9 protein-coding genes are annotated in these 11,047 nt (G+C 63.4%); 2 read left to right on the top strand and 7 right to left on the bottom strand.

The features are described from left to right. Positions 1-1,199: 1,199 nt before the first annotated feature. Positions 1,200-2,795, top strand: a complete 1,596-nt coding sequence (locus KUW00_RS08285) for an arylsulfatase (protein WP_222568793.1) — start codon at positions 1,200-1,202, stop codon at positions 2,793-2,795. A gap of 113 nt (positions 2,796-2,908) precedes the next feature. On the opposite strand, the gene KUW00_RS08280 is transcribed toward KUW00_RS08285, so the two are convergent. The 5 genes from KUW00_RS08280 to KUW00_RS08260 form a co-directional block, all read right to left on the bottom strand. Then, positions 2,909-3,802: a DMT family transporter gene (locus tag KUW00_RS08280; protein ID WP_261392059.1), complete on the bottom strand. Its 894-nt coding sequence runs from the start codon at positions 3,800-3,802 to the stop codon at positions 2,909-2,911. A gap of 172 nt (positions 3,803-3,974) precedes the next feature. After that, on the bottom strand, positions 3,975-5,012 hold the full coding sequence (locus KUW00_RS08275) for an Ldh family oxidoreductase (RefSeq protein ID WP_261392058.1): 1,038 nt from the start codon (positions 5,010-5,012) through the stop codon (positions 3,975-3,977). 29 nt (positions 5,013-5,041) lie between these two features. Beyond that, on the bottom strand, positions 5,042-6,373 hold the full coding sequence (locus tag KUW00_RS08270; RefSeq protein ID WP_045992516.1) for a TRAP transporter large permease subunit: 1,332 nt from the start codon (positions 6,371-6,373) through the stop codon (positions 5,042-5,044). Next, entirely contained in the window at positions 6,370-6,885 is a 516-nt protein-coding gene (locus KUW00_RS08265; protein ID WP_108133679.1) for a TRAP transporter small permease subunit, read from the bottom strand. The genes KUW00_RS08270 and KUW00_RS08265 overlap by 4 nt, the downstream gene beginning before the upstream one ends. Positions 6,886-6,978: 93 nt before the next feature. Continuing rightward, complete coding sequence (locus KUW00_RS08260) at positions 6,979-8,043, bottom strand: C4-dicarboxylate ABC transporter substrate-binding protein (RefSeq protein ID WP_213231816.1); 1,065 nt, start codon at positions 8,041-8,043, stop codon at positions 6,979-6,981. 376 nt (positions 8,044-8,419) lie between these two features. Here KUW00_RS08260 and KUW00_RS08255 point away from each other — a divergent pair, with 376 nt between their 5' ends. Continuing rightward, entirely contained in the window at positions 8,420-9,022 is a 603-nt protein-coding gene (locus KUW00_RS08255; protein WP_222568792.1) for a helix-turn-helix domain-containing protein, read from the top strand. Positions 9,023-9,401: 379 nt separating this feature from the next. Here the strand turns inward: KUW00_RS08255 and KUW00_RS08250 are convergent, their stop codons facing one another. Together KUW00_RS08250 and KUW00_RS08245 are read right to left on the bottom strand one after the other, a co-directional pair. Then, a complete protein-coding gene (locus KUW00_RS08250; RefSeq protein WP_222568791.1) occupies positions 9,402-10,226 on the bottom strand; it encodes a metal ABC transporter permease in 825 nt (274 codons plus the stop codon). After that, a complete protein-coding gene (locus tag KUW00_RS08245) occupies positions 10,226-10,993 on the bottom strand; it encodes a metal ABC transporter ATP-binding protein (RefSeq protein ID WP_222568790.1) in 768 nt (255 codons plus the stop codon). The genes KUW00_RS08250 and KUW00_RS08245 overlap by 1 nt, the downstream gene beginning before the upstream one ends. Positions 10,994-11,047 lie beyond the last annotated feature (54 nt).

Raw genomic sequence — 11,047 nt, 5'->3', positions numbered from 1 at the left:
CATCATTATCACTCGAAGCCTCCTTGTTTTCCGACATCAAAAATTTCTTTTTCATAAAACAGATAATTGCGCGTCAGAAAACGCCTCAGCCACCAATTCACACTTTGTGATAAAAAACTCACAAATTTTTAAATGATTGATAATTCGACACTTTACTTTATAAACAAATACCAAGGTCGCTGCTATCAAGCGACTACACAATCGATTAAGCACAATTTTGCATGCTTATTCCACGCCTCGGGCAACGATGACTGCGAACAATCACACAAAACACTCTATATTTTACGTCACGATTTTCTTCCCTTGTCAGTTCGACAACTGAAAAAACAAAAACCACGCTTCCATCTTTCCATAAGCGAGTACACGCCGGCCTTTACGCACGTCGCTATAACGCCATAACAAAAAATTATCACCTTTTGATAAAAACCCCGATTGGCCGAATTCAAGTGCTGATGTTGTGGGTCGAGATCACCGCCCGAAGAACAGCCGATAGTTGCTGCGCTTGCAGGATGCAGTGCACGGCCCTGTCGCTGGGAGGGGGCTGGGAGAGAGGGCTGGGAGCGCTCGTAGCGATGCGAGATAGCCGAGGCGTCTCGTACTCGAGGGAGGCTCGTCGCTATGCAAAAAACATCACCCGGCCAAGGGCCGGGTGATCGAAGGGGACTTTCGCTGGAGTGATCCACCACTTGCTCCACGGCCTATTCGACCGCTTGCTCCACGGCCTATTCGACCGCTTGCTCCACTCTCTACTCCACTGCCTACTCCACCAGCAGCGCGGCCTCCTGGCCGATGCGCTCCAGGGTGGTGTCGCCGGCACCGGCGACGCTCAGGGCCAGCGCTTGTTCGCTGTCTGCGCCGCTGTCACTGCCGCCACAGCGCCATTGGGATGATCAGCCCAGCAGCCTTCGAAGCTCGAATGATCGCATAGACCGGTGTCCACTTTTGTTGGGCAAGATCAGGAAGCACCCGCCTGGCGATGGAGCCCAGGCCGTTATGCCTTTCGGGGGATGGCGCCCTCCCACCTCACTCGCCACACTGCGACCACGCCCGAGCAACACGCCAATGCTGCCCATCCTGGCACCACCCGACGGATACCGGGAAGACATCAGGCGCCAGACAGCGTCCTGCTTCAGTGATCACATGTCTCCCCTGGCACCGCGGCTCTCTTCTTTCCCTGGGCCCGACACATGGAGTGGAAAATGAGGACTTCCATCGCTGCGACAATGCTGACCGTGGCCCTGTCGGCAGGCCTGTTGGCGGCCAAGGCCCCCATCGCCATGGCCAGCACGCTGTCCCGGGCGGTGGCGGAAAACGACCATCGCCAACCGGCCATTCCCCACCCCCAGCAGCAGGCTGCGGCCGCCCAGGCACTGGCGGACTTCGAGGCCCGCGCGGGCCAGAAGCCTAATATCCTGCTGTTTATCGTCGATGACCTGGGCTACGGTGACCCCGGCGCCTTCGGTGGTGGCGAGGCCGTCGGCGCCCCCACCCCGCATATGGACCGGCTGGCCGATGAAGGCCTGATGCTGACGTCGACCTATTCGCAGTACACCTGCACGCCCACACGTGCGGCCATCTTTACCGGCCGTCTGCCGGTACGCACCGGACTGATCCGCCCGATCCTTGCCGGCGACAGCGTCAGCGTGAATCCATGGGAAGGCGAGACGTCCATTGCCAGGCTGCTGTCGAACCAGGGCTACTACAGTCTGCTGGTGGGCAAGTGGCATATCGGGGAAGAAGAAGGCATGCGCCCCCACGATGTGGGCTTCGATGAGTTCTACGGCTACTATCGCGCGCAGAAGGAGTACACCCAGCGCTTCGACGAGCGTCGCTATCCCGACCTGGTACTGGATGACGACAAGCTTTCACGCTACGACCGAATCGGTGCCGATGACAACCTGGTCCACGGCCTCGCCGACGGCACCACCGAGGTGGTCAGCCAGGTCGACTCCATCGAGGACATGGCCGAGGGTGACGCCCGACTCAGGGACTACACCGTCGACAGCATCCAGCGGCTGTCGCAGCAGGACGCGCCCTTTTTCATCACCCACGCCTTCATGAAGGTGCACGCCGACAACTGGCCATCGGAGGCGTTTCGCGGCGCCAGTCCATCGAAGTATCCCTACAAGGACGCCGTCGTCGAGGTCGACAGCTATATCGGTGACATCGTTCAGGCGCTGGATGACAGCGGCGAGCTGGAGAACACCTTCATCTTCGTCACCTCGGACAATGGGCCCCAGATGGATAGCTGGCCGGACAGCGGCTACACCCCCTTCCGTGGCGCCAAGGGCACCACCTGGGAAGGCGGCGTGCGGGTCCCGGGCATCGCCTACTGGAAGGGCATGATCCCGCCCGGCCAGCGCTCCGACGGCCTGTTCGATCTGATGGACCTGTTCAATACCTTCGCCACCCTGGGCGGCGCCGAAGACGGCATCCCTCAGGACCGCTACATCGACGGCATCGACCAGACGTCCTTCCTGCTTACCGAGAACGGTCAGTCCCACCGCGAGCAGGTCTACATGTGGCTGGGTAACCAGTTCACCGCCCTGCGCATGCGTGAGTACAAGATGCATACCGCCGTGGTGCGCGCCGACGATGGCCTGCGCTGGATCGACATGGCGACGGTGGAAAGGACCGCCTTGGCCCCTTGGCTGTTCAATCTTTACATCGACCCCAAGGAACAGATGACCGTCGGCCACCGACGCAACGCCTGGCAGGCCTCGATGGTGGCCGAAGCCGGCGCCCATCGCGCCACCTTCGAGAAATTCCCGGCCAAGAACATCGGACTGGAGTAGCCCGGGCGCCGAGCTCAAGGCCCGCAGCGCCCCTCGCAGGACTGGTCTCTGCCAGGTCGGCAGACGGTGACGACCGTGGCGCCGACGACGTCTGTGCTATCGAGGCGACTTGCCTACTCTGAGGCTGTCGCCGCACGGTGCTTGAGCAGGCTGATACCGGTCACCGCGCCGAGAATCAGCAGCATGCCCCCGACCTGAGGCAGGGTCAGGCTCTCGTCCAGCACGAACAGCCCGAACAAGGTCGCGGTGACCGGTTCGACCATGGCGACGATGGAGGCCATGGTCGGCAGCGTATAGCGCACGCCGACAACGTAGCAGAAGAACGACAGCGCGCCGCCCAGCACACCGACCAGCAGAAACAGCGAAACGTCAGCGGACGCCGGCACCGAGGCCAGCGTCGAGAAATCCGCCAGCGGCAGGATCAACAGGGCGGCGGTGGCCAGCGCCATCGGCAGCGCCGCCGTGGCCGAGCCATGCAATGCCGCAAAGCGAAAGCCGAAGATGAAGAAGGCGTAACCGACGCCTGCCAGCAAACCGGCGGCGATCCCGAAAGGCGTCACCACGCCGGCGTCGGCGCGGTAGATGCCGGTCAACAGCACGATACCGCCCATCACCACCGCCATGGCCAGCCACTGCACCAGTGACGGACGCTCGGCCCCGGTGAGGAAGGACACCACGAACACGAAGATCGGCGCGCTGTACATCAGGGTCGCCGCCACCGCCACGCTGCTCTCGCTGATGCTGATGAAATAAAAAGTGAAGTTGGCGGCGATACCGCACCCGGCGAGCATCGCCCACATCACCATCCGGCGGTTGACCGTCGGTCGCCCGCGCCGCCACCAGGACAGCGCCAGCCACACGAGCATCACACCCACCCCCACCAGCGCCCGCCAGAAGGACACCGCCTCAGGCGTCCAGTCGCGCTGCAACAGCAGGCTGCCGAAACCACCGGCGAGCCCCCACTGCAGCGATGCCAGCATCACCAATAACGTCCCTGTCATTGCCATGACATGCCCTCGCTTCGAACAAATGAGCTCTCGGTCGGGCGTCGCTGCCCAACCGTACCCCAGCGTAGGAAATGATCACGGCGCGTCCTAGAGGCGCGGCAATGACTTCGTGTAAGCCTCATGTACCTTCGGCCGGGCGGCGACACCTTCGGCTAAGGCGCCCCGTGTCATCTCACGCCAGCAGCGCCTCGATATCATCGAGCAGCGCCTGGGGCACCCAGGCGCCACGGGATTCACTCAGCGCCCGCTCACGGTAACGACGCTGGGCCGGCAAGCGTGCGCCCTGGCCCAGCAGCTCGTCGAACAACCGCTCGGCCCTGTCCATGTGCGCCTCGCTGGTGGCGCCTGCGGTGCGCGCCGGGTCGATGGCGATGATCAGTTCGCCGTGGTACGGAAGTCCTGCGCGACCGGCGTCGTGCTCGCTTGACTCGACGCTCAGCAGGTCACCGATCATCGGGCCGGCGATCAGCTCGACCATCAACGCCAGTGCCGAACCCTTGTGCTGACCAAACGGCAGCATGGCGCCGTGATCCAGCACTTCTTCGGGGTCGGTGCAGGGCGCCCCGTCGCGATCGACCCCCCAACCCTCGGGGATCGGCTTGCCCTCGCGGCGATGCAGCTCGATATCGCCCCGGGCGATGGCGCTGGTGGCAAAATCAAACACCAGTGGCTCGCGCCCGGGCCTGGGCCAGCCAAAGGCCAGCGGGTTGGTGCCCAACAGCGGACGACTGCCGCCGTGGGGCGCCATGTAGGCCTGGGTGGGGTTACAGGCGATCGCCACCAGGCCCTGTTCCGTCAGCCGCTCGAGTTCGACCCACAAGGCGGTGGAATGCACGCAGTGATTGATCGCCATCAGCGCGACCCCGGCGTCGCGGGCCTTGTCCACCAGCAGCGGCAGCCCCAGCTCGAAGGCCAGCGGTGAAAAACCACCGCCGGCATCGACCCGCACCACCCCCGCGGCCACGTCTTCGACCTCCGGGACGGCGTCAGCGACCGCCGCGCCCTGGCGCAGCGTCTGGACGATCCCCAGCAGACGGTAGAGCCCGTGGGAGTGGCTAGCGTCCATCTGCGCCGCCACCAGGGTCTCGCCGAGGGCCCTGGCCTGCTCGGCACTGAAGCCCTGGTGCTCCAGCACGCGGCGACTGAGCGACATCAGCGCCTCGCGGGTCAGGTAGGCCCCGTTGTCGACGGTGGTGTCGGAGTCCTTCATGGGGGCGTCTCCTTTGTCAGTGTCCGGGGTCATTTCCACGAGGGGCCGCTCAACTGCTCGGGTAGCCACAGCGCCAGCGACGGGAAACTCAGTACCAGTGCCAGCACCACCAGCTGTACCACGATAAAGGGCACCACCCCGATGTACATGTGCTTGAGCGTCACCTCCGGCGGTGTGATCGCCCTGAGGTAGAAGATCGACGGTGCCAGCGGCGGCGTCAGATAGCTAGTCTGCATCACCACCAGGAAGGCCACGCAGAACCAGATCTCGTCGAAGCCGAGTGCACGCACGATGGGCATGGCCACCGGGATGACGATCAGCACCACCGAGATCATGTCGAGCACGAAGCCGGCCAGGAAGGCGATCAGCAGGATCATGCCGAGGATCATCCAGGGGCTCATGCCGGTGTCCATCAACAGCGACTGCACCGTGGCCATGCCGCCGGCGGCGAAGAACACCCCGGCGAACATGTTGCCCCCCAGCACGATCAGCAGAATCATCGCCGAGATATTCAAGGTCCGCTTGGCCGAGTTCCACAGCACGTCCAGCGTCAGGTTGCGATAGGCCAGCGCCAGCACCACCGATCCCAGGGCACCGCAGGCAGCCGCCTCGGTTGGCGTGGCGATGCCGAGCAAGATCGTCCCGAGCACCGTCATGATCAGCGCCATGGTCGGCAGCAGCGCACCGAAGGTCATCTTGAGCTTCTCGCCGAGGGTCGCCCGCTCGGCGTCATCCTGCGCCATGCGCGGTGCCATCTCCGGCTTCAAGTAGGCGATCAGCACGATGTAGAGCAAGAAGAACAGCGCCATCAGGAAACCTGGGAACATCAGGCCGCTGAACAGCGACCCCACCGAGACGCTGGCCACAGGGCCCAGCACCACCACCGTGATAGACGGCGGGATCGCCGTCCCCAGCGAGCCGCTGGCACAGATGGTGCCGGACATCAGCGACTTGCTGTACTGATGCTTGAGCATGACCGGGATGGCCAAGAGCCCGATCACCGCCTCGGTGGCACCGACCACGCCACTGGCTGCGGCAAACAAGGTCCCCATGACCACCGCGCCGACGCCCAGTCCCCCCGGCAGCCGACGGGTCCAGAAGTGGATCGCCGTGAACAGCCGCTCTGCGATACCGGAGCGCTCGAGCATGGCGCCCATGAAGATGAACAGCGGCACCGCCGCCAGGATCGAATTGGAGGCGGTGTCCTCGATCTTGGTCAGCAACTGATAGGCGGCAGCGTCGCCGAACTGCATGATGCCGAACAGCGTCGCCACCAGAATCATTGAAAATGCGATCGGAAAGCCGGCGATGATGAAACCGATCAAAGCCGGGAACATCACCAGCGCAAGATAGTCGCTCATGCCGCGCCCCCCTGTTCGGGCGTGCGCCCTTGCATGATATGAACCGCCTTGAGGATCTCGGCCACGACCTGCAGCGCCAGCAGCACGAAGCCGGCCCACCAGGTCAGAAATACGGGCCAGATCACCGGGTTCCAGGCCGAGCGGCCAGAGCGCTCGTTCGAGGCGAAGGCCTCCAGCGCATACTGCCCCAGCTCCCACACCAGCCAGCCCAGCACCGGCAGAAACAGCAGGTAGCCGACCAGGCGCACCGCTGCGTTGGTGCGATCCGACCAGCGCAACGTCAACAGATCGACGCTGACGTGCTGGCCCAGGCGCAGGGCGTTGGCCATGCCCAGCATGAAGATGGCACCCATGACCATGTAGCTGACCTCGAAGGCCCACAGGGTCGGGCGGCCCAGCACGTAACGGCTGAACACCTCATAGACCAGGGCCGCGATCAGCGGAAAGGTCAGCATGGCGCCCAGCCCTCCCGCCAGGCGGGTCAGCCGCTCGATAGCGTGAATAAGCTTCATCTCGTTTGCCCACAGGTGGTGGTAAAGACAGCGGCCCGACCAGGCAGCAAGGGGGTTAGCTCTTGCTGTCTGGCCGGGCCGCAAGACGTGTGGTCAGTCGCGACCCATGGCACCGATCGGCAGGCGATACTGCTGCCAGTTGGTCATGCTGGCCTTGAACTCACGCTGGGACTCGAGCACCCGGGCAAACCACTCGTTGCTCTCGGCGTTCTCGTCTTCCCACTTACGCGTTTCTTCATAGATGGCGTCGATGAACGACTGATCCAGCTGGACGATCTCGTTGGGACCGTCGACCAGCTCCTGATAAGCCTCGAGGTCGGCGTAGGAGCTCGCGAGCCAGGAGTCGAACACGCTTAGCTTGCCGGCCAGACGCAGCAGCTCCTGCTGTTCGGCGCTCAGCGCATCCCAGGCGTCCTGGTTGACCTGGCACTCGAGGAAGCCACCCGACTGGTGCACGCCAGGCAGGATCACGTACTGCGCCACGTCCTGGAAGCCGGTGGGCTTGTTCATCTCGGGGCTACCCCACTCGGCGGCGTCGATCACGCCACGGTCCAGGGCGTTGTAGATCTCGCTGCCCGCCATGACCACGGTGGACGCACCCAGCTGAGAGGCGATCTCGGCCCAGGCGCCGGAGGTGCGCAGGCGCAGCCCCTGAAAGTCCTCCAGCGTCTCGACCTTCTTGTTGGAGTGCAGGAAGATCTCGGTGCCCAGAATCGAACAGGGGAAGGCCACCACATCGAAGACGTCACGGCGGAACTCTTCATACAGCTCCACGCCGCCGCCCTCGTACATCCACATCATGAACTCTTCCGGCGTCAGGCCGCTGGAATGCCCGGCCAGCAGCGCCGCGGTGGGATCGGTGCCGTAGTCGTAGTTGACATAGTTGTGGCTGACCTCGGCCACCCCGGCCTTGACCGTATTGGTGACCCGCAGCGCCCCCCCCAGGGTGCCACCGGGGAACACCTCGATGGCGATGTCGCCGGCCGTCAGCTGGTCGACGTAGTCGGCAAAGGTCTGGGCATCGCGCTCAAGCCAGGGACCGCCGCCCCAGGGTGTGGCCATCTTCCAGTTCATTTCCTCTGCACTTGCACTCAGCGAGGCACCCGCCAGCGCGGCCGCCAGGGCGACACCGCCCGCCAGTCGATTCAGTTTGTACATTATTATCCCCATTGGATTTTCTTGTGGAAATTAGGCGCTGTCCGAAAAGTCGACGAGCGAAGGTTAGACAAGGCAAAAATCGGTGAGAAAGCGCAGTTTACGGGGTGTAAATGAGCATTTTGATCCGATTTTTAACGCCGTATTACCGAGCGCAGGCACTTTTCAGACAAGCCCTAGGAGCGCAATGACCGTGCTGGCAAGCGCTTTGGCAACCCCGGGATCACGCCGGAGCGCCCGCTCACACGCACACACCTTGCTATTGTCGCGTTCGTGAATGAGGATTGCATATACGCAATATTCAGTCAAAACTATAAAAAAAGACCAACAATCAACGCTTTTTCTTGAAAAATTCGAGACGAAGGCGTCGGAGGCCAGCATGAGCGACACCGTCACCCCGCCCCCACGCGTCAGGGAGCATCCGCGCAAGGCAGGTTCCATCGGCACCAACCTGAAGGCACTCAGAAGCGATAGGGGCCTGACCATCGCCCAGATGGCCGAGGCCTCGGGCAGTTCCGCCGCCAGCATCTCGCGTATCGAGAACGGGCGGCTATCCCCGACCTACGACGTGATCGTCAAGCTGGCCGCCGCCCTGGAGGTAGATGTCAGCGAACTCTTCTATCACAACGAACGCAGCGCCCTGAGCGGCTGGCGCACCCTGACCCGGGCGGGCCAGGGGCCGGTGGTCGAGACCCCCAACTATCGCTTCGAGCTTTTATGCAACGACATGGTGGCCAAAGACTTTCTGGTGTTTTCCACGACGGTGCTCAACACCAGTATCGAAGAGTTCGGCGAGTTGCAGCGCCACGCCGGGCATGAGCAGATCGTGGTGCAGCAGGGTGAGGTGGAGGTGTGGACAGAGCACTACGCGCCGACCCGGCTAAAGGTCGCCGACAGCATGTCCTTCGACAGCCAGATGGGCCACGCGGTGATATCGGTCGGCGATCAACCGGCGCGGATACTGTGGATCTGTACGTCCTGAGGGGCCCGGCAGCCGTAGGCTCGTCCCGACATCGAGCCCCATGCACACTGCGCCGGCCCGGGACAAGCGCCGGCGTGGCCGGCCACACAGGGGCCGACCACGCTCGTCGCCCGTAGCGCTTGCGTACAGGCAGACGAGCGATGGCTCAAGTGCGAGCGATAGTGCCAACGGCTTGCCGGGCAACGTCGCAACATCACCGATACGCTGGCGATGCCTGACGATGGCGACATCGATATCGACTTAGAACCTCCTCGTGCGGAGATCGCCACCAGACCAGCCGATGACTCATGATGCTGCTAGACTGCGCAAGGGCCAGTAAGGCAAGGCTGGTCCTGCAGTGGCGGCCTGCGCCCAAAGCAGCAACGCACGGGTTACCCGTTCAGGACGAGATATCGCTGGAAGACATTCTGACGAACCGGCGCCTGCCGAGATCCACCAGGCTACACAGGACAAACACCACAGCGGCGAGGCTGACGATGGTCGGACCGGTGGGCGTGTCGAGCCAGTAGGCCGCCTGAAGACCGCCGGTGGTAGACGCGGCTCCGATCACCGCTGCCACCAGCACCATGGCTTCCGGGGTGCGGCAGAAGGGTCTGGCGGCGGCGGCGGGAATAATCAGCAGTGCAGCGATCAACAGTACCCCCACCACCTTGAGCGCCACCGCCACGACCACCGCCAGGGACAGTGTCAGCACCAGCTGCTCGCGCCCGGGATGGATGCCATTGGCCCGCGCCAGATCCGCGTCAAGGGTCGCCGTCAACAGTGACGACCAGCGCCACCCCACCAGCGCCATGACCAGCAAGGCGCCGCCGGCGATCAACACCAGATCCCCCTTGCCGACCGCCAGAATGTCACCGAACAGATATGCCATCAGGTCGATACGCACCCCGGACACGAAGGACACCGCCACCAGCCCGAAGGCCAGCGCCGAGTGAGCCATGACCCCGAGCAAGGTGTCCATGGCATAGCCACGACCGCTGAGCAACGAGACCAGGATCGCCATCAGCAGCGACACCACCAGCACTCCGGCGAAGATCGAGGTCGACAGCAACAGCGACAGTGCCACACCAAGGATGGCGGCGTGCGCGGTGGCATCACCGAAGTAGGCCATGCGGCGCCACACCACAAAACAGCCCAGCGGGGCGGCGGCCAATGCCACACCGATACCGGCGAGCGCCGCACGCAGCATGAAGTCATCGAGCATCAGGCCGAGACCCCCAACGAGCGGGCAGCGCCCACCTGCGCCAAGGCCGGGCTAGCGGCGTCTTTTTCGCGCAGATGTTCGTGGCGGTAGAAGGCGAGCGCGTCAGCGGTATCGGGGCCAAACAGCGCCTGATAGGCCGGGGACGCCAGCACTCGCTCAGGCGTGCCCTGGCAGCAGACGTGGCGATCGAGGCAGATCACCCGATCCGAGGTGCGCATCACCACATGCAGCTCATGGCTGACCATCAGGATCGCGCAGCCCGTTTCGCGCCTCACCCGCTCGATCTGGCGATAGAAATCCGCCGTACCCCGGTGGTCGAGGCCCTGGGTTGCCTCATCGAGCAGCAACAGGTCGGGCTTCTCCAGCAGGGCTCGCGCCAGCAGAACACGCTGTCGCTGGCCGCCTGACAACGACAGCAACTGTTGCGAGCCCAGCTCAGGCACGCCGGCCTGCGCCAGGGCCTGCTGCACGGCTTTGCGGGAACGTCGACGAGGCAGGTTGAGAAAGCGCGTGACCGTCATCGGCAGGGTCGGACCGATGGCCAGCCGCTGCGATACATAGCCGATGGTGAGCCCGGGCCTTCGCACCAAACGTCCGCCAGCGGGCGTCAGCGCACCGATGATGGTACGCAAAAGCGTCGATTTGCCCGACCCGTTGGGGCCGACCAGCGTCACGATTTCGCCGTATTCGAGCTTGAGGTCTATGCCCTCGAGGATGGTCTGCCCTCCCAGGACGACCCGCAGATCATCGATCGACAATAGCGGCATGAACATTCTCCAGAGCCTTTCTCGATTACGAAAACAATGTTATATCATAACAAA

Origin of the sequence: Halomonas sp. DP5N14-9, from assembly GCF_019802175.1 — a bacterium.
GTDB classification, from domain to species: Bacteria; Pseudomonadota; Gammaproteobacteria; order Pseudomonadales; family Halomonadaceae; genus Halomonas; species Halomonas litopenaei.
Note: the sequence above shows the minus strand (reverse complement) of the source record. Positions and strands in the feature narration are given on the sequence as shown.